This is a genomic window from Streptomyces sp. MI02-7b, assembly GCF_033793585.1.
Lineage (GTDB): Bacteria > Actinomycetota > Actinomycetes > Streptomycetales > Streptomycetaceae > Actinacidiphila.
In genome coordinates this window covers 39,881-57,538 of the sequence record NZ_JARAWX010000021.1, presented here as the reverse complement: position 1 = coordinate 57,538, position 17,658 = coordinate 39,881, and the positions used below count along the sequence as shown (strand labels likewise).

Below are 17,658 nucleotides of genomic sequence, written 5' to 3'. Positions count from 1 at the left end.
GAGCCTGGGCCACCGGACCATCAAGGTCCAGTTAAATGTCCTTCACCCCACGAGTTAGCGGCACTGCATGATGGCGTCCGTCACCCCGAGCCGGCGCACTGGACGGAGTGGGAGTCCTGATGCCGCACCATGTCCACCAGGACCTCCAGGGACCCCACGACATGGATCGCACCCGCATTCCTCAAAGCCACCGTCTTGTGCGGAGCACGCGCGTAGCCGACGAAGCTCACGCCCGCTTTGTCCGCGGCCTCGAGATCGCTCACCGAGTCACCGATCATCAGGCACTCGGCCGGCTCCGTGCCGGTCGATGTCATCGCGCGGGTCAAGCAGTCCGGATCGGGCTTCAACAGCGTGGGGTCGGGTGCCCGCCCATGGATGTGCGGGCCGAAGAACCGTGAGAGGCCGCGCTCCTTCAGGAAGACGGTTGCCGCCCTGGCCGAATTATTGGTGGTGACCGCCACCTCTCGGCCACTCGCGGCCAGTGATCGCACCAACCCGTCCGCGTGCGGAGTCAGGCGGGCCGACCGCGCGGCCTTCGTCTCCTCCTCGGCAAGGAGCTCCTGCAGTTCACGGATGACGTTGACAGCACCGTGCCAGGCGGCCTTCCTCAGCACCAGCAAGGGATCGCGTACTCCCCGGACCACCCCGGCGGGCACCCCCAGTTTCTGCGCCCGTCGCCCGAGCGTCTCGGCCACCCGGACGGCCGGACGGTGGGCGAACAGGTCCGCGAGAGGGCCGTCGAAGTCGAACAGAACGCAGGTCACCCGGCTCAGCGAAGCCTGCAGTTCCCGGTCGGTCCCACGGCCCGTCGTGTCAGCGGGCACCGGCCCGGTTACGGGCCGCCCAAACCGTGAAGATCCACCTCCGGCGGCGCTCCGGGTACCGCAGCGTGTGCCAGTCGACCAGCGCGCTCTCGATCTCGTCCTCTGTGGGCACGGCGTCCAGCCCGATCGGCTCCCTCGCCCGTTCCAGCGCGCGGCGGACCATGCGGGCGGAGTGCCCGAGGTCCGGGCTGCCCGGCTCTGTGCCGAGGCGCACCGCCGCCCTGACGACATCGGCGAAGACCGACTGCGCGTACTCGAAATCCAGATAGGCCTGCAGGTCGGTGTCCATCCCCGCGGTCATCGCCGAACAGCCGCGCCGGACGAGCGTCTCCTCCCAGATGCCCTTCATGAGTTCGCGCTCGTCGTCGGTGTACTGCATCCGCACCAGGTGCGTGGCCAGGTCGTGCAGGGGGTCGCCGTAGGTGGCGAGCTCCCAGTCCAGGATGAAAAGGCCGTCGTCCTCCAGCACCACGATGTTGTCCCGATGGAGGTCGGTGTGCAGCAGGGCGTACGGTCTGCGCTGCAACTCCCGTGTACGCAGGCTCACTCTCGTGCGAAAACGGGCCAGCGCATCGTCCGGAACACCGAGTGCGTCGAAAAGGCCCCCGAACTCGGGGCGGTGACGCCGGTACACCTCGTGCTCGGCGTGGTGGACGAGGTGGTCAAGGAAGGCGTCGCTGCTCTTGTGGTCCGCCGGCCAGTCGGCCGGCAGCGCCGGCAGTTGATCCCGCCCGACGAGGGCCGTGCGTGCGAAGACCTCCGCCAGCTTGCGGAGCATGTCCTCGCCCAGGGGTTCGCCCGGCCCCGAGACCTGCGACAGAGCGGTTCCCGGTTCGAACCTGTGCAGCGAGGCGCCCTCGAAGGCGACCAGGCAGTGCGGGGTGGCGAAAGGGGGCTCCGGGCTCAACCGCTTGAGCGCGGCGAGCACCTCGGCCTCGTCCTGCCACGTGCGCATCACCACCATGGGCGTGTTGAGCGGGACCCTCAGCTTGACGTGCGCCGTCCGCTCCGGCGGGGTGGACATGAACCAGTCGAGTCCCCGGCCGGCCGGCATGACGTGGTTCGCGTTGTGATGCCCCGCCAGGACGACCGAGTCGGAACGGCGCTTCTTCCGCTCGTAGTGCCACTTGACCAAGGACTTCTGCAGGCGCTCGTACATGAGGGGACGCGCCAGACTGTCGGCCGTCACCGGAGCCGCGGCCGCCCGGCCCACGAGGCGGCCGCATGGTTCGGGGAGATCGTCGTCAGGCGTGTCAGCGGCATCAGGCCGTGGGCCGTCCTTGGGCATACGCGTGCCGGCGCCACCCTGGGGATCCGTGGCCACAACCGTATCCGTCAACTTGCACCGACCGTTTGAGCGCTCGCCAATAGCCCACCACGAAGTGATGGCGCATGATGTGGCGCGAGCCTACGCGCTTTTCCCCGTTGCCGCACATCGAAACCCATAGCGTGTCAATCGTATTTCGGTACGCCTACTCACCGACGGGAGCACCCCGCCGGCCGAGCCCCGCGGCGGAGAAAGCTTCCACCAACTCCCGCATGTCCCTGACCAGCAAATCCACTCCTTCCCCCAGAAGGGCGTCGACCCGCTGTTGATAACGGTCACCGATCCCGGCATATGCCAGAAATTTCACGTGCGCGGCACGTGCGGCCCACAGGTCCCGCACGGAATCACCGATCATGAGGCAATTGCCCGGGGTGGAAACCCACCCCAGCTCCTCCATCGCCGCGCGTAGATATGCCGGGTGGGGTTTCATTCTGTCCGGCGCGTCACCCCGGCCGAAGATTCTTCCGCCAAACTCCTGCTCCAGCCCATATTTCTTCAAGTAGACCTGGACCGAGGCCGGAGAATTGTTCGTGGTGATCGCCATGGGCCGCTCCTGCGCGGCCAGCCCCTGTATGAGCTCGGCGACCCCGTCGACGGGATGCGCCACCATCGCCGCTTGGCGCTCCGCATCGACAAGGACGCCATCGAGTCCCTTGACTATCTCCTCGGGAAAGCCGGCGAACGCCACATCCTGCAGGAGCTGGTGCGTGTCGGTGTACCCCTCGAATTGCGGCAGCAACCAGCCCTTGTCCGCGAGGAACTCCTTCATGTGTCCGGCCACCGACTCGGCGCTGTACCCGGCGAACAAGTCACAAAGCGGCCCATCAAAGTCGAACAGGACGACCTTGACTCCTCGTAGTCGGTTCAGGAGCCGCTCAGGGTCTGTCGAAGCCATTCAGTGAGTGTCACACCGATTCGGCGATTGTGGTCCACAGTGAGTCGAACCACTGCCGGCACTCCTCGAGCTGGGCGGGTCCCTGCGGGTAGAGTTCCGCACCGACACCGAGGACGTCGTAGATGGCCACTCGCGTCCCGTCGTCCAGGACGACGTTGTTGTCCACCACTGAGTAGTACCCCGTGAGACCTTGATCCCCGTTCAACAGATAGATCTTGGTCATGGGTGTGATCGGCACCGTCTTGGTTTCGATCTTCACCGAGGTCAGCTCGCGGTTTTCCAGATCACCCAGCAGGTTCCGCAGGACGCGAGTCTGGAGATCTATCAGGCCGGCCAGACGGTGCCGGGGACGCGCGTCGTCCGGGTCCTCCACGTTCCGCGGGATGGCCAGCAGCGCGTCGGGGCTGGGCAGCAGGAGCCGAACCGCAATCGAAGAAGGACGCAGCTCACCGCGCAGGATTCGGCCGACCGGACGGCTGAGGGCCGCGTTGAGCGACTCGCTCGTCAGGCAGTAGGCGTCGATCGTGATGTGTTCCGCCTCGAACGCCTCCGCGATGGCGTCCTCCAGCTCGACGCTGGCCGAATCCGTGCGGTGAGCCGCGCCGTTGGCATGTGCCGGTGTCGGGTTGCGCCAGTTTCGGGCGAAGACTCCCTTGCCCTGGATTGACTCTACGTAACCCTCGTCCTGGAGCTCCTTGAGTGCCCTCTGGACCGTGGCGCGCGCTACATCGAACGTCTCCACCAGCTCAGCCTGGGTGGGGAGTTGCTCGTCGACCGGGATCTCGCCGGCCTCGATCTGGTGACGCAGCGAATCGGCCACGCGCTCCCATTCGCGCCTGACTCCACCGTTTCCTCGCGAGCCGTTCACGCGAGAAGCCTACATCTTCCGGTCAGGCAAGTGGAGTTGACTGCGACGAGTTTATGGACCTGTAGTCATCGGGAACAACCTAGACATGAGTGCAGTCAACTGCTCCGACCGACAGTCAAGTTGGGGCGGTTGACACCACGGGGACCGCGGCGTCCCGGCCCAACGACGCGCTCGGGACAGCCGCGGGTGACAGTGCAGCGCCATGTCGCATCGCACGCACACATCAGCACCAGGCTTCCGCTCTCGCCACGTGTCGACCTTCGGGTCAACTCTCCCTCCTCCGTGCTCTACGCGCGGAGAGATCGATCCCACGCGCCTCGAAGGAGTGAAACCCCATGCCCGCACTCGCTCTGTGCGCCTTCGCGTTCGAGCAGCTCGTCCAATGGCGGTACGGCGCGGCAGGCGCCTTCGCCGTCGGATTGTTCACGGTGGGCCACAAGGCCCGGAACACGACGTTCACCTGTGTCGGACTCGTGGTGATCGCGCTGCTGCTGACCCGCTAGGGGCAGCGGCAGCGGGGCCCGCGCCGTTCGGCGGCCGCCTTGGGAAGGGGTGGGTCATGCTGTGGAGTCACGTGATGGCGGCGATCCTCGAGGAATACCTCGGCCGGCAGTTCGGCCCGCTGATGGGGCTGGGGATCGTGCTGGTCGCGGTCGGGTCGAAGGCGCGGTCGAGCTACGCGATGTGCGTGGGCGGGGTGCTGGTGGTCCTGGTCCTCGTCTCGTACGGCGGGCGCTGACGCCTCAGAAGCCGTCGATCGCCCACGGCTTGCGCGAGGTGCGGAAGAGCGCGTCCACCCGGGCCGCGGCGCCAGGGTGGGATTCGGTGGCCTGGCCGACCGTGGCGAGGCGGACCGCGGACTCGTCGCCGAGGTAGAGGGTGGCGAGGTCGGCGGCGGTGAGGGTGAGGTCCGGGGCGACGGAGGGGGCGGCTTCGGCGGTGGCGGTGCCGTCGGGTGCGGCTTCGACACGGAAGCGGCCGGCGGCGTAGCCGTACGGGTCGACGACGTCGAGGACGACGGCTCCCGGAGCGGCGTAGGTGCGGGCGGCCAGCGCGCGGGGCACGTCGATGAAGCGCAGCCACAGGAAGTCGGAGCTGTTGTCGATCCGGGCGGCCCGGCGGTCCCCGAGCAGCAGCGGCATGACGTCGTCATGGGCGCGGAAGCCGGTGCGCACGGTGGTGACCCAGTCGATCGACAGCAGGAAGCGCCACAGGGCCCGCTCGGCGGCCGGGGTGGCGGCGATGAGCTGCTTGACCTCCAGGGGGGACTCCGGGTACATGCCGCGCCACTTGTCGTCGACGGTGTACGCGGCCAGACCGTCGATGCGGCCGGCGGAGTCCCGGTAGAAGGCGAAGATCGGTTCCTTCCAGGGGTCGCCGCCCGGCACCTGGACCTTGCCGGTGAACAGCTCCCACCACCGGTCGTTGCGGTTGATGGAGCCGGGGGCCTGGAGCCGTACCCGCTCGTGCAGTTCCGGACCTGACTTGAAGACGTCTGCGGGGTCGACGAGTTCGACGCGGCCGTCCTCGTCGTCGGCGGGCGGGCGCAGGCCCGCGCGGGCGGTGTCGACGTGCCACTCGGTGACGCCGGCGGCGGCGCCGAAGCCGAAGCGGCCGTAGATCGGGAACTCGGCGGCGATGAGGATCGCGAGCGGCTCGCCTCGTTCGGCGGTGGCGGCCAGTTCGTTGGCCATCATGCGGGAGGCGACACCGCGGCGGCGGTGCGTGGCGGAGACGGTGACCTGCGTGATCGCGCTGCTGGGCAGCACCGCCCCGCCGGGCACGGTGACGTCGCGCGGCATGCTGCGGAACGTCGCCACGCAGCGGCCGTCGTCGAACGCGCCCTGGGCGCGAGCGAGGTCCGTGTAGGGCCGCCGGAGCTCGATCTCCTCGTCGCTGACGGTGGCGGAACGGAGGAAGCCGAGTCGCGTGGCGCGCAACCAGCCGGAGTAGTCGGATGCTTCGAGCGTGCGGACCTCAAGGCTCATGTCCCGCACGGTAGGCGCCGGTCAGGCCTTCGCGCATCCCTTTTTCCCGCGGGATTTCCCCGCGGGATTTTCCGCGGGATTTTCCGCGTGGCCCGCCGCGGTCCGCCGAGCCCTCAGTCCCCCGACAGCAGATCCTCGACCCGCGCCTCGCCCGCCCGGTACCGCCGCGCGATCTCGGTGCTGCAGCCGTCGACGGTGCGCTGCAGCGAGTGCCGGCAGCGCGACACCTGCTGCTCGTGGCGGACCAGCCGCCCCATCGCGTCGTGCAGTTCCTGGTCGGTGCGGGCCTCCAGGTCGGACAGCTCGACCTCGGCGAGCATCTCCTCGGCGAGCTGCCGGTACCGCTCGCTGCGCGGGGTGCGCAGGGTGACGTGCCGGGCGGAGGTGCGGTGCCGGGAGGGGGTGTCGGTGAGGATCTCCGAGAGCCGGTCCAGCACGGGCGCGTCGGGGGCGGTGCGCCGGGCGAGCTCGGCGCGCAGGATGTCGATGCGGCCCTGGAGCAGGCGGCGGAGGTAGGACAGGTCGGCCTCCTCCAGCTGGGCTTCGCGGCGCGCGGTGCGCAGGCCGGCGAGGGTGAGTCCGGCGAAGTCGGGCTGCGGCGCGTCGGGGAACGGGGAGCGCGGGCCCGGTGCCTTGAGCATGCGTTCGCCTTCCGCCGTCCCGGTGGTACTCGTCGTACCGGTGTGCTTCATCTCTGTCCGTCCCCTCGTCCCCCGCGTCGGGCAGATCTCGATCGTGCCACCGAGTACCTGCGTCCCGCAGGCACCTGCACCCGAACGGCCGCCCCGGACAGTTGTGCGTGAGCCCAACCGGGCGTACGGCCCCGATGCCGCGCGCCCCTTCACGCCCGGGAGAATGGGGGTCATGCGAGCGGTGGCCCAGCGGGTGAGCGAAGCGAAGGTCGTGGTGGACGGCGAGACGGTCGGCGAAATCGCCGGACCGGGGTTGTGCGTGCTGGTGGGGGTCACGCACGACGACACCGAGGAAAAGGCGGCACAGCTCGCCCGGAAGCTGTGGAGCCTGCGCATCCTGCCCGACGAGAAGTCCTGTTCCGACATCGGCGGGCCGCTGCTGGTGATCTCGCAGTTCACTCTCTACGGTGACGCCCGCAAGGGGCGCAGGCCGACCTGGAACGCCGCCGCGCCCGGCCCGGTGGCCGAGCCGCTGGTGGACGAGGTGGTCGCGCAGCTGCGCGCGCTGGGCGCGGACGTGGCGACGGGCCGCTTCGGAGCGGACATGAAGGTCTCGCTCACGAACGACGGCCCGTTCACCGTGGTCCTCGATCTCTGAGTGGTCCTCGGTCTCCGAGATCCCTGCCGGTCATCGCCCGTCAGGGCTCGACGACGGTCTCCTGGTTCGCGGCCGTCCCGTCCGCCAGCAGCGGGGCGTCCACGGGGGTGTTGCGTTTGATCACCGCGAGGGCGATCGGGCCCAGCTCCCAGTGCCGGGCGGAGGAGGTGACGGTGCCGATCTGGCGGCCGTCCGGCCCGTCGGCGGCGATGCGCACGGGCGTGCCGTGGCCGGGCAGCTTGACCTCGCTGCCGTCGAGGTGGAGGAAGACCAGGCGGCGCGGCGGCCGGCCGAGGTTGTGGACCCGGGCGACGGTCTCCTGGCCGCGGTAGCAGCCCTTGTCGAGGTGGACGGCGGTGTCCAGCCAGCCCAGCTCGTGCGGGATGGTGCGGTGGTCGGTCTCCAAGCCCAGCCGCGGGCGGTGGGCCTCGATGCGCAGCGCCTCCAGGGCCAGCACACCCACCGGGGTGCCCGCCTCCCGGGCGAAGGCCTCCAGCTCGGCACGCGGCACGAGGACGTCGCGGCCGTGCGCGACCTCGCGCACCGGCCAGCCCTCGGGGACGGCGGCGATGCTGCCCGCGGGGAGGTGGACGACGGCGTGCTCGCCGGTCACGTCGGCGACGTCGACCTGGTAGAAGAACTTCATGCTCTCCAGGTACGCGACGAGGTCGCCCTGCGTACCGGGCTCGACGTGCATCCAGGTGGTCGTGCCGTCGTCGACGAGGTAGAGCGCGTGCTCGACGTGGCCGTGCGCGGAGAGGATCAGCGCCTCGGTGGCCTGCCCGGGCGGCAGGTCGGTGACGTGCTGGGTGAGCAGGAGGTGGAGCCAGGCGAGCCGGTCCTGGCCGGTGACGGCGACGACACCGCGGTGGGACAGGTCGACGAAGCCCTTGCCGTCCGCGAGGGTCCGTTGCTCGCGGAAGAGGTCCCCGTAGTGCGCGGCGACTCCCTCGTCGGGGCCTTCTGCGGGGACGGCGCCGGGGAGCGACAGCAGGGGGCTGGTCAGTGTTTGTCGCTGCATGGAACCAGCCTACGTCTCGGTAGTTGAACCCTCAGACGTTCGGGCCTTCCGCGCGCAGTCCGCGCACCGGCCGAAGATCGCGAAGTGCTTCATGTCCGTCTCGAAGCCGTAGGTCGCGCGCAGTCGGTCGGTCAGCGGCGCGGCCTCGGAGATGTCGGCCTCGGTGACCGACTCGCAGTCCCGGCACACCAGGTGCATGTGGTGGTGCCGGTCGGCGAGGTGGTACGTGGGGGCACCGTGGCCCAGGTGGGCGTGGCTGACCAGGCCCAGTTCCTCCAGCAGCTCCAGCGTGCGGTAGACGGTGGAGATGTTCACCCCGGAGGCGGTCCTGCGCACCTCGGTGAGGATGTCGTCCGGAGTGGCGTGCTCCAGGACGTCGACCGCCTCCAGGACAAGCTGTCGCTGCGGCGTCAGCCGGTAGCCGCGCTGCCTGAGATCGCTCTTCCAGTCCGTGGTGACCACAGGGACAGTCTAGGCGGAAGGCCGCCGTCGGCGGCCCGGCGCGGCACGACGGCGCCGCCCCGGGCGGACGGCACCGGCTCGCGGACGGCTCAGCGGAAGAAGGCGATGCCGTCGTCGGGCAGGTCCTTGAGGTCCTTGGCCCACTCGCTGGGGTTGACGACCTTCTTCAGGTGCGCCGACATGTACGGGCGCAGCGGCACCTCGGGGGTGGCCTTCTCGCCCACCCACATCAGGTCGCTCTTGACGTAGCCGTACAGGCGCTTGCCGCCGCTGTAGGCCGGCGCGTCGGCCAGCCGGGCCACGGCGTCGGTGACGAGGTCGATCTGCGGCTTGCTCTCGGCGAGTTCGCCGTACCAGATCTCGATGACGCCGTTGTCGCGCGTCATGGTGATCTCGACCTTGCGGTCCTTGTCGATGCGCCAGAAACCGGACTCGCTCTCCAGCGGCTTCGCCGGCTTGCCCTCGGCGTCCAGGACCCAGGTCTTGGAGGTGTACTCCAGGAAGGGGCGGCCGTCGTGGGTGAACACCACTTCCTGGCCGAAGTTGCACTTCTCGGCGCCGGGGAAGTCGAAGACGCCCGCGCCCTCCCAGGTACCCAGGAGGAAGGCGAGCGGTACGAGCTCCGGGTGGAGGTCGGAGGGGATTTCGATCATGTTCAGCGCTGTCCCTGGTAGAGCTTCTTCACCGCCAGAACGGAGAACGCGAGGACGCCAAGGCAGACCAGGACAAGCATGACGTCGAAGAAGATCTCAATGGCGCTCACGAGCGTGCTCCTCGGGCAGGCGCGGACGGTCGGCGGCCCGGTGGGGCCGTCAACGAGTCTAGTCGGCCGGTACGGGCGCGATGCGCTGAGGTCGGCCCCCGCGCACCGCGCCCGTGGGGCGCAACCCGGTCAGCCGAGCAGCTGCGACTGCAGCAGCACGGTCTGGTGGAACGGGACGGCCGGCTGCGTCCCGGCCTTGCTCATGGCGATGACGGCGATGGTGTCCCCGGAGACGATGAACGCGGATCGCACGTGCTCGCGGCCGCGCGGCTTGTCCTCGGAGTACGTGCTGACACTCATGTCTCCCGGGAAGGTCATCCCGCGCTTCCAGTCCTGGTCCAAGACCTTGATCGGCGCGCCGGAGAGTTCCGCGATCGTCGTCATGTCGAAGCGGCCCTCCTCCGCGTACGGCGCGCTGATGAACTGCAGAAGGTAGATCTCCGTCCTCGTACCGTCCGGCATGTCCCACGCACGGGCGGCGATGTGCCGCAAGCCCGCCTGCGGCAGACGCTCGGCCAGGCCCTTGCGGTCGGCCTCCTCGAACGCGTCGATGAAGCGTGCGGTGGGCAGCCAGCCGTCCTTGCCGTCGAACGACCTGTCGACCTTCGCCCCGCGGGCGGCGGGGAGCAGCAGCGCACGCAGGTCGGCGTAGTGGACGCCCCCGGGATTGCGGTCGCCTGCGTACGCCCGCGGCGCACCCGCGGGCAGCTTGGGCAGCCTGAGCGCGGGGTACGTCCAGCGCCCGTCGTCCGGTGTCTCCAGGCCCGGGACGTCGGTGCGCCGCGGCAGCGTGACCGCGTACGCGGTGGCCCCGCCGAGCACGGCGAACACCAGCACGGCCGAGGTCCAGCGCAGTGCGGCCCGCAACCGGCGCCGGTCCCGCGGTGGCGGGACGGGGGCGGGCGCGCCGGGATCCGCCGAGAGCACGGGGTCCTGAACGGCTACAGGGTGCGCCGGGGCCCCCGGGGCGTCGACCGGCCCAGGGATCGCCTCGACCCCGGTCACAGCGGCCCCGGGCTCCTCCGCCGCCACCGACTCCGCCGTGCCACCCACGCCCGCGAGCGCGGGCGCCGCCGCGGGCGGGGCTGTCTGCTGGTCGCTCATGCTGCCTCTCCGGGGTCCTGGATACGGTCGAGCTGGTGGGCGAGCACCTCGGCCGCGGCCTTCTTGTCGAGGGGGGCCACACCGGAGACCGACATCGTCACCAGGAGGTCCCCCTCCGTGGCCTGGCACTCCATGAAGTCCAGGTCGGCACCCGGCTTCTTGGGCGGCAGGACGCAGCGCGCCTTGTCGTGGCCCGCGATCGACGGACCGTTGCGGAAGACGCCCAGTGCCTTGGTGAAGTCGGTGAAGAACTCGGTACCCGCGCGTGCGGCCTGCTTGTTCTTCATCTGGACGATCCGGATCTCGATGAGCATCTCGTGGTCATCCGTGGCGTAGCTCCGCATGCCGATGCCCTGGATCCGCAAGCGATCGACCGCCTTGAGCGCGGCGTCCCGGCTCTTCTTCGGCAGGTCGCGGTAGCCCTCCGTCATCGCGGACACGGCCTGCTTGTCGGCCAGCTCGACATCGTTGCCGTACGGGGCCATGTCGGGGCCGGGTGCGTAGCCGGCGGGCATGGGCAGCAGGAGCTTGCCCAGCGCGCCGTAGTGGCTGCCGCCGGACTGCACGCCGTAGCTGCCGGTCTTCTGCGGCTCCGGGGCCTTCCACGGCTTCGCCGTGGTCTTGCCGTCGTCGTGCTGCTGGTGCTTGAGCATTGCGAACCCGATGCCGCCGCCTCCGAGCACGGCCACGAGGGCAGCCGCGACGCCGAGTGCGAGCCCCCTTCGGCTCGTGCGGCTCGGGGCCTCGGGAGCGGGCTCCGCGACGGCGGCGGCCCCGGAAACCGGCTCCTCCTGGGGGACCTGCACCGGCTCCTGCTGCCCCTGCACCGCCACGGGCTCCGTTGCGGGCTCCTCGACGGGAGTCGTCTTCTCGTCGCTCACAGCCGCTCCAACTGCCGCTCGGCCAGGGACATGATCGTCGACCCGGGGATCGGGTGCGCCGAGGTGACCCAGATCAGCATCTCGATGTTCGCCTTCCGGGCGACGGCTGCCGACTTGTACAAGGGGAGGTAGCCGGCCTTGCGGATCGGCTTGGAGTAGACGAACGCCTTGCCGTCGACCGAGCCGGGGATCTCTCGGCCGTCGTTGCCCGCCTCGTCCTTGCCGCCCGTGAACGCGATCTGGCCCGTCGCGTTGCTTTCCGTGGCGGTGAACGCCAGGTCGCGGTACTGGACGAGCCGGATCTCCACCGAGCTGTCGCGGGTCTCCCAGGTGGTGGTGGCGGCCCGACGGAAGCCGTCGCCCAAGATGTCGCTGAAGCCGTCCTTCGCGCTCTCGTAGGTGTCCGCGAACTCGGCCGGCGCCAGCCAGCCGTCGATGCCGGGCGGCACACGCCAGTCCTTGGCGCCCTTGGGCCGCTTCAGCAGCAGCTTGCGCAGGTCGCCGTCGTACGTCACGAGGGTGTCCTCGGCCGCGGTGAGTGGCTTCGCCTTCGGCGCGGCGCCCTTGGGCTGCACGAGCGCCCGCTGGGTGAGCGGGGGAAGCGGGGTCTCGGGGCGGTCGTACTGGATCGCGTAGCCGGTGCCGGCGCCCGCGGCGACACCGAGAACGGCGGCGGCGAGGACGAGCAGCGTGGTGCGGCCGCGGCGGCGGGGTGGGCGGGCCGCGGGGAGCGTCTCCGGAACAGCCGCGGCGGGTGTCTCCGCGGCGGCCTCCGGGGGTGCTTCCGGAGCAGGCGGTGCCTGCTCCGGGACAGGGTTGTCCTGGGACAAGGGGTTCTCCACGAAGAGGTCCGAAGGCTCAGCGGCCGGTCGCGAGGCGCTGGTACTGCTGGTCGAGCAGCCGCTTGAGCAGGTCGCGGCCGGGCAGCTTCTCGCCGGTCACGGTGATGCTGATGTGCACGTCCCCCTGGTGGGACAGCGCGGCCACCGCGTCGGTGCTCTCGGCGGAGCCGGAGGACAGGCGGTAGGCCTTGGCGGGGTGGGTGCTGCCGATCGTCAGGGCAGGCGAGTCCAGGGAGAAGTCGTCGTAGTAGCCGGAGGCGCCGGCGGCCGAGCCGAAGCGCAGCAGCTCGACGGAGATCTCGTACTCCCCGTCGGCGGTCAGATAGGTGCGCTGGGCGCCCTTCTTGAAGCCGTAGCGGCTCAGCGCCCGCTTGATGTCGCCGCTGACGCCGACCTCGTCACGCGTGACGGAGGTGCCCGCCTCGTCGCCGTAGATCTCGGCGTCCTTGGGCGGCGTGAGCAGGAACCAGCGCAGGTCTCCGCTGTGCGCACCGTCGTGGACGGAACCGGTGACGGTGCTGGAGGGAGAGGGCGAGGCGCCGGGTCCGGAGGTCCCCGTGGGGTCCGGCGTGGGCGACGGTGCCGCCGGCGCCGAGGTCGTCGGCGCCGTCGTCGACGGCACGGCGGCCGCCGAGGTCCCCGACGACGACGATCCGATGGCGACCACGGCCCCCGCCGTGAGCGTCGCCAGGACGACCAGTCCGACGACCACGACGATCATCGCACCGGTCCGTGCGTTCGTACGCGCTTCCACAAGCCCCCCCGGGCAGACACACAGCGCTCGTGCGCGATCTGCGGGCGAGGCCAACCGCATTATGTCGATCTTCGGCAAGCGCTTCACACTTTTTTCGCTGTGAGACCGGCCACCTTAGGCTGTGGACCATGGCGAAGAAGCTGGTGATCAAGGTGACGGCGGGCGCCGACGCGCCCGAGCGGTGCTCGCAGGCGTTCACGGTGGCGGCGGTGGCCGTGGCGAGCGGCGTGGAGGTCTCGTTGTGGCTGACCGGTGAGTCCGCGTGGTTCGCACTGCCCGGGAAGGCCGCCGAGTTCGAGCTGCCGCACTCCGCGCCGCTGCCCGACCTGATCGAGGGGATCTTGGCCGGCGGGCGGATCACCTTGTGCACGCAGTGCGCGGCCCGGCGGGACATCGCGGAGAAGGACGTGCTGGAGGGCGTGCGGATCGCGGGGGCGCAGGTCTTCGTGAGCGAGGCGATGGCCGACGGGGTGCAGGCGCTCGTGTACTGATCCGGGCGTCAGCGCTGGTCGCGGTGGTCGTCGCGGCGGTCCAGCTCACGCCACCACTCGTCGGACTTGGGGTCGCCGGTCTCGTCCCACCAGTGGTCGTCGGGACCCCTGCGGTTGGCCACGATGGCCGCGACCGGCGGGATCAGCATCGCGACGACGCACATGGCCACGGCCGCCGGGACCGACCACAGGCGCACCACACTCCACGCCAGGACGAAAAGCAGGACACACCCGCTCATCATGGCGAAGTACCAGCGCCGCCGACGCCTTGTGGACACCCTTCCAAAGTACGTCGCGAAGGGCCGCACCCCCACTCGGGTGGTGGTGCGGCCCTTCGCCGATTCCGGCCGTGGGTCAGACGGCGATGGCCACCTCGGTGAGGTTGCCCTGCTGGGCGACGACCGAGCGGTCCACCGTCGCGCCCGGTACGAGGGCGCGCAGCGTCCACGAGCCCGGGGCCGCGAAGAAGCGGAACTGCCCGGTCGCGGAGGTGGGAACCTCGGCGGTGAACTCGCCACCGCCGTCCAGCAGGCGCACGTAGCCGGCGACGGGCTCACCGTCGCGGGTCACGGAACCCTGGATGATCGTCTCCTTCGCCACGTCGACGCCGGCCAGGTCGGGGCCGCCGGCCTTCGCTCCGCACATGGTGTCTTCCTTCGGGTCGGGGGTCGGGCGGGTCGGGGGTCTGGCGTTACTTGGCCGGGCCGAGCTCGATCGGCACGCCCACGAGGGAGCCGTACTCGGTCCAGGAGCCGTCGTAGTTCTTCACGTTCGGCTGGTCGAGCAGCTCGTGCAGGACGAACCAGGTGAGCGAGGAGCGCTCACCGATGCGGCACAGCGCGATGGTGTCCTTCGCGAGGTCGACGCCCTCGTCCTCGTAGAGGGCCTTGAGCTCGTCGTCGGACTTGAAGGTGCCGTCGTCGTTGGCGTTCTTCGACCACGGGATGTTGCGCGAGGTCGGGATGTGGCCCGGCTTCTGCGACTGCTCCTGCGGGAGGTGGGCCGGGGCGAGGAGCTTGCCGGAGAACTCGTCGGGCGAACGGACGTCGACCAGGTTGAGGTTGCCGATCGCGGCGACGACCTCGTCGCGGAAGGCGCGGATCGAGCTGTCCTGGGCCTTGGCCTTGTACTGGGTCGCCGGGCGGGCCGGGACCTCGGAGCCGTCGACCAGGTCGCGGGAGTCCAGCTCCCACTTCTTGCGGCCGCCGTCGAGCAGCTTGACGCCCTCGTGGCCGTAGAGCTTGAAGTACCAGTAGGCGTACGCCGCGAACCAGTTGTTGTTGCCGCCGTAGAGGACGACGGTGTCGTCGTTGGCGATGCCCTTGGCCGACAGCAGCTCCTCGAAGCCCGCCTGGTCGACGAAGTCGCGGCGCACCGGGTCCTGGAGGTCCTTCTTCCAGTCGATGCGGACGGCGTTCTTGATGTGGTTCTTGTCGTAGGCCGACGTGTCCTCGTCGACCTCGACGATGACCACCTTCGGGTCGTCGATGTGGGCCTGGACCCAGTCGGCGTCCACCAGGACGTCACTGCGGCTCATTGCTGATCTCCTCCGGGGCAGTAGCGGATGTCTCGGCACACGGACGGGTGCGCACGGGGGCCGGGCTGCGCTGCACGGGCGCGTCGCGGCGATGCGCGGAGCGGGGAAGGTGGGGCCGGGAGTGCGGCGCCGTCGACGGCGCGAAAGCCCCTACGGCAGGCGACAGAGCATGGCGGCGACACGGCACAGGTCGACTGCCCGCCGCTTCGTGAGATCCGCCTGTCGCTTCATGTGCTCGATCGTAGGGAAGGGAGTGCGCGGTGTCACCGCCGGTCCGTATCACGAGATGAGATTGTCCACATTGCGGGACGGAAACGGGGCGCCCGGTCCCGCCGGACGGAGCCGGGACCCGGCACCCCGCGCGAAGGACTGCGGAGCGGACGCCGTCGTCTCAGTTGGCGAGCACGACCTTGGTGCCGGTCGCCTCGACGGTGATGCCCTCGGGCGTCGCGGTCACCGACTTCAGCTCGATGCCCTGCGGCAGCCCGGCCAGCGCGCGCGTGAAGTCGATCCGCTGGCGGAGCAGGTCGCCCACCTCGGAGGGCAGGGCGTCCAGGCCGGGGATCTCGCCGGCGGTCAGTTTGATGCTGTTCTTGGCGGTGACGCTGATCTCGCTCACCACGCTGCGCTGGATGTCGCCGATCGGCGTCGAGATGTCCGCGCTGACCTTCACCCGGCCCTTGCCGTCGGCGTCGGTGCCGCCGTAGGCGACCTTCACCCCGCTCGGCGCGGCCTTGCTCAGGTCCTCGTAGCTGAGGGTGGCGGATCCGGTCGCGGTGTCGGCCACGGCGCTGGAGAAGCCGTTCGACATGCGCACGCCGTGCAGCTCGGCCTGGAAGCGGTCGACCCGCAGCGTCTGGCCGCCGGTGCCGGTCGCCTCGATGCCGTCCGCCGTCACCTCCACGTCGTCGAGCTTCTCGCCCAGCACCTGCGTCAGGAACGGGAAGCCCTTGATGTCGATCTCGGGCTTCGAGGTCAGGCCCTGGGTCTGCTGGACCCGGTCGGCGGCCTTGGACTCCGCGAGGTGCACCGCGATGCGGTCGACCGCCACGAAGAGGGCGCCGAATATCACGACGAGGATGAGCAGAATCCGTAGTGCACGCATGAGGTGTCCCCCGCAGTGATGTTCACGTTTCCGTCGGTGGCTTCCGGCACTGTCCGGCACTCACGTGTGCCGGTGCCGCCGCCCGACCCTAGCGGGTCAGCCCAGCAGCGCCCTGGCCATCACGTAGACGGCAGGCGCCGCCGCGGTGAGCGGCAGTGCCACGCCGGCGGTGAAGTGCACGAACCGGGACGGGAAGTCGTAGCTCGCCACCCGCAGGCCGATCAGCGCGCACACCCCGGCGACCAGCGCGATCACCGCCCCGTCCGCCGTCTCCAGGCGGCCGAGCGCGATCCCGCTGCCCGTGGCGGCGGCGAGTGCGACCAGCACCGACACCACGGCCGGCAGCGGCAGGGCGCGCGCCAGGGCCGCCACGGCCACCGCGACGACGGCGGTCACCACCGCGTCCTTGCCCGCCGGGACGGCGGTGGCCGCGAGGAAGCCGGTGGCCAGCACGGTGATCAGCGTCGAGGCGGCGGTCGCGGTGAGCGAGGAGAGCCGTTCCTCGGGCGTCCCGTGGTGACGCAGGTGCATGACGAGCACGAACAGCAGCCACACACCGAGCGTGCCGACGATGACGGCGGGGGCGTTCCCGGCCCCGTCCACCAGCACCGCGACCTCGGCCGTCACCCCCGCCAGGAACGCCAGCGCGATGCCCTGCCGGGCGGGCCACATCCCGTTCAGCCGGAACCAGCCGGCCGCGGTCACCGCCTGCAGCAGCACGGCCGCGGCGGCCAGCGCCGGGCGGCCCAGCAGGGCGCCGCCCGCCAGCAGCAGCGCGAGGGCCGCGGTCACGGCGGCGGGCTGCATGCCGGGCGCGATGATCGGGGACCCGGTGCGCTCCACGGGGGTGCGGCCGGCCTGGCGGCGCCGGGCGGCCCGCCCGCCGGGGGCCGGGGCAGCGGCCTCCTCGTCGCCGACCGGCGGGAGGACGGCCGTGCTGTCGTGGGTGTGCGCCGGCATGGGCCCGGGGCCCGGGGCGTACCAGTCGTGGTGGTCGGTCACGCGCTCATCCTCCCGCGAACGGCGGGAGCACCTCGACCGTGCCGCCGTCGGCCAGCTCGATCCCGGAGTGGTCCCGGGTGCCGACGGGGTTCCCGTCGACCAGGAACGAACAGTTGGACAGCACCCGGGCGAACTCGGGGCGCGCCGCGTGGCGTTCGCGCGCGGCGGCCAGCGCCTCGGCGAGCGTGCCCTCGCGGTACGGCTCCTCCGCGGCGCCGGCGGCGGCCTTGGCCGCGGCCCAGTACCGGATCGTGCCGTGTGCCGCCATGGCGGCTCCTTCCCCTTGCCCTCGCGGGTCCTGCCGCCGTCCATGATGACGCAGTGCCGCGCGGCGGCGGCGCCGCGGGTCGCCGCTGGGCCCTTTCGTCACATTGGCGCCGGCCGCCCGGCGGGCGGGCCCCGCTGTCCCCCGGCTGCCGCTGATCAGTGCCCCCAGGTGCGGTGCGTCGCACGACGGAGAGTCGTCCGGGCGCTGCGGGGTGGGGGCACCCCCAGCGACAGGGC

Annotated in this window: 24 protein-coding genes; 4 read left to right on the top strand and 20 right to left on the bottom strand. The window is 70.6% G+C overall.

What is annotated here, in order from left to right; genetic code table 11:
- Positions 1-80 precede the first annotated feature (80 nt).
- From PV364_RS29730 to PV364_RS29715, 4 genes are all read right to left on the bottom strand, one after another.
- A complete protein-coding gene (locus PV364_RS29730) occupies positions 81-764 on the bottom strand; it encodes an HAD family hydrolase (protein ID WP_319663511.1) in 684 nt (227 codons plus the stop codon).
- A 49-nt stretch (positions 765-813) separates the two neighbouring features.
- Positions 814-1,983: an aminoglycoside phosphotransferase family protein gene (locus tag PV364_RS29725; protein ID WP_319663510.1), complete on the bottom strand. Its 1,170-nt coding sequence runs from the start codon at positions 1,981-1,983 to the stop codon at positions 814-816.
- A 313-nt stretch (positions 1,984-2,296) separates the two neighbouring features.
- On the bottom strand, positions 2,297-3,046 hold the full coding sequence (locus tag PV364_RS29720) for an HAD-IA family hydrolase (RefSeq protein ID WP_319663509.1): 750 nt from the start codon (positions 3,044-3,046) through the stop codon (positions 2,297-2,299).
- A gap of 10 nt (positions 3,047-3,056) precedes the next feature.
- Positions 3,057-3,914: a winged helix-turn-helix domain-containing protein gene (locus tag PV364_RS29715; protein ID WP_319663508.1), complete on the bottom strand. Its 858-nt coding sequence runs from the start codon at positions 3,912-3,914 to the stop codon at positions 3,057-3,059.
- Between the two features lie 335 nt (positions 3,915-4,249).
- Here PV364_RS29715 and PV364_RS29710 point away from each other — a divergent pair, with 335 nt between their 5' ends.
- Together PV364_RS29710 and PV364_RS29705 are read left to right on the top strand one after the other, a co-directional pair.
- Positions 4,250-4,417: a hypothetical protein gene (locus PV364_RS29710; protein WP_319663506.1), complete on the top strand. Its 168-nt coding sequence runs from the start codon at positions 4,250-4,252 to the stop codon at positions 4,415-4,417.
- Between the two features lie 56 nt (positions 4,418-4,473).
- On the top strand, positions 4,474-4,653 hold the full coding sequence (locus tag PV364_RS29705) for a hypothetical protein (protein WP_319663505.1): 180 nt from the start codon (positions 4,474-4,476) through the stop codon (positions 4,651-4,653).
- 4 nt (positions 4,654-4,657) lie between these two features.
- Here the strand turns inward: PV364_RS29705 and PV364_RS29700 are convergent, their stop codons facing one another.
- Positions 4,658-5,902, bottom strand: a complete 1,245-nt coding sequence (locus PV364_RS29700; protein ID WP_319663504.1) for a GNAT family N-acetyltransferase — start codon at positions 5,900-5,902, stop codon at positions 4,658-4,660.
- Positions 5,903-6,015: 113 nt separating this feature from the next.
- A complete protein-coding gene (locus tag PV364_RS29695; protein WP_319663502.1) occupies positions 6,016-6,543 on the bottom strand; it encodes an ABC transporter substrate-binding protein in 528 nt (175 codons plus the stop codon).
- 223 nt (positions 6,544-6,766) lie between these two features.
- On the opposite strand from PV364_RS29695, the gene dtd reads away from it, so the two are divergent.
- Positions 6,767-7,192: a D-aminoacyl-tRNA deacylase gene (dtd, locus tag PV364_RS29690; RefSeq protein WP_319663501.1), complete on the top strand. Its 426-nt coding sequence runs from the start codon at positions 6,767-6,769 to the stop codon at positions 7,190-7,192.
- Between the two features lie 40 nt (positions 7,193-7,232).
- Here dtd and PV364_RS29685 read toward each other — a convergent pair whose 3' ends face one another.
- From PV364_RS29685 to PV364_RS29655, 7 genes are all read right to left on the bottom strand, one after another.
- Positions 7,233-8,213 (bottom strand): folate-binding protein, encoded by a 981-nt coding sequence (locus tag PV364_RS29685; protein WP_319663500.1) that lies wholly within the window; start codon positions 8,211-8,213, stop codon positions 7,233-7,235.
- 9 nt (positions 8,214-8,222) lie between these two features.
- Positions 8,223-8,675 (bottom strand): Fur family transcriptional regulator, encoded by a 453-nt coding sequence (locus PV364_RS29680; protein WP_319663499.1) that lies wholly within the window; start codon positions 8,673-8,675, stop codon positions 8,223-8,225.
- Between the two features lie 89 nt (positions 8,676-8,764).
- Complete coding sequence (locus PV364_RS29675; RefSeq protein ID WP_319663497.1) at positions 8,765-9,328, bottom strand: FABP family protein; 564 nt, start codon at positions 9,326-9,328, stop codon at positions 8,765-8,767.
- A 239-nt stretch (positions 9,329-9,567) separates the two neighbouring features.
- A complete protein-coding gene (locus PV364_RS29670) occupies positions 9,568-10,542 on the bottom strand; it encodes a hypothetical protein (protein WP_319663496.1) in 975 nt (324 codons plus the stop codon).
- Positions 10,539-11,423 (bottom strand): hypothetical protein, encoded by an 885-nt coding sequence (locus tag PV364_RS29665; RefSeq protein ID WP_319663495.1) that lies wholly within the window; start codon positions 11,421-11,423, stop codon positions 10,539-10,541. Before PV364_RS29665 ends, PV364_RS29670 begins: the two co-directional genes overlap by 4 nt.
- Positions 11,420-12,253, bottom strand: coding sequence for a hypothetical protein (locus tag PV364_RS29660; protein ID WP_319663494.1), 834 nt, complete (start codon positions 12,251-12,253; stop codon positions 11,420-11,422). The genes PV364_RS29665 and PV364_RS29660 overlap by 4 nt, the downstream gene beginning before the upstream one ends.
- 28 nt (positions 12,254-12,281) lie before the next feature.
- Positions 12,282-12,986 (bottom strand): hypothetical protein, encoded by a 705-nt coding sequence (locus PV364_RS29655; protein WP_319663493.1) that lies wholly within the window; start codon positions 12,984-12,986, stop codon positions 12,282-12,284.
- Between the two features lie 161 nt (positions 12,987-13,147).
- On the opposite strand from PV364_RS29655, the gene PV364_RS29650 reads away from it, so the two are divergent.
- Positions 13,148-13,510, top strand: coding sequence for a DsrE family protein (locus PV364_RS29650; protein ID WP_319663492.1), 363 nt, complete (start codon positions 13,148-13,150; stop codon positions 13,508-13,510).
- 8 nt (positions 13,511-13,518) lie between these two features.
- On the opposite strand, the gene PV364_RS29645 is transcribed toward PV364_RS29650, so the two are convergent.
- The 7 genes from PV364_RS29645 to PV364_RS29620 form a co-directional block, all read right to left on the bottom strand.
- On the bottom strand, positions 13,519-13,788 hold the full coding sequence (locus tag PV364_RS29645) for a DUF3099 domain-containing protein (RefSeq protein WP_319663490.1): 270 nt from the start codon (positions 13,786-13,788) through the stop codon (positions 13,519-13,521).
- A gap of 76 nt (positions 13,789-13,864) precedes the next feature.
- A complete protein-coding gene (locus PV364_RS29640; protein WP_319663489.1) occupies positions 13,865-14,155 on the bottom strand; it encodes a DUF1416 domain-containing protein in 291 nt (96 codons plus the stop codon).
- A 46-nt stretch (positions 14,156-14,201) separates the two neighbouring features.
- Positions 14,202-15,047 (bottom strand): sulfurtransferase, encoded by an 846-nt coding sequence (locus PV364_RS29635; RefSeq protein WP_319663488.1) that lies wholly within the window; start codon positions 15,045-15,047, stop codon positions 14,202-14,204.
- A 150-nt stretch (positions 15,048-15,197) separates the two neighbouring features.
- A complete protein-coding gene (locus tag PV364_RS41350; RefSeq protein WP_389255642.1) occupies positions 15,198-15,278 on the bottom strand; it encodes a putative leader peptide in 81 nt (26 codons plus the stop codon).
- A gap of 160 nt (positions 15,279-15,438) precedes the next feature.
- Positions 15,439-16,152 carry a DUF2993 domain-containing protein gene (locus tag PV364_RS29630; protein WP_319663487.1) on the bottom strand — a complete coding sequence of 238 codons (714 nt, stop codon included), beginning with the start codon at positions 16,150-16,152 and terminating at the stop codon, positions 15,439-15,441.
- Between the two features lie 96 nt (positions 16,153-16,248).
- Positions 16,249-17,154, bottom strand: coding sequence for a hypothetical protein (locus PV364_RS29625; RefSeq protein WP_415924620.1), 906 nt, complete (start codon positions 17,152-17,154; stop codon positions 16,249-16,251).
- Positions 17,155-17,158: 4 nt separating this feature from the next.
- Positions 17,159-17,422 (bottom strand): MoaD/ThiS family protein, encoded by a 264-nt coding sequence (locus PV364_RS29620; RefSeq protein WP_319663486.1) that lies wholly within the window; start codon positions 17,420-17,422, stop codon positions 17,159-17,161.
- Positions 17,423-17,658: the final 236 nt, after the last annotated feature.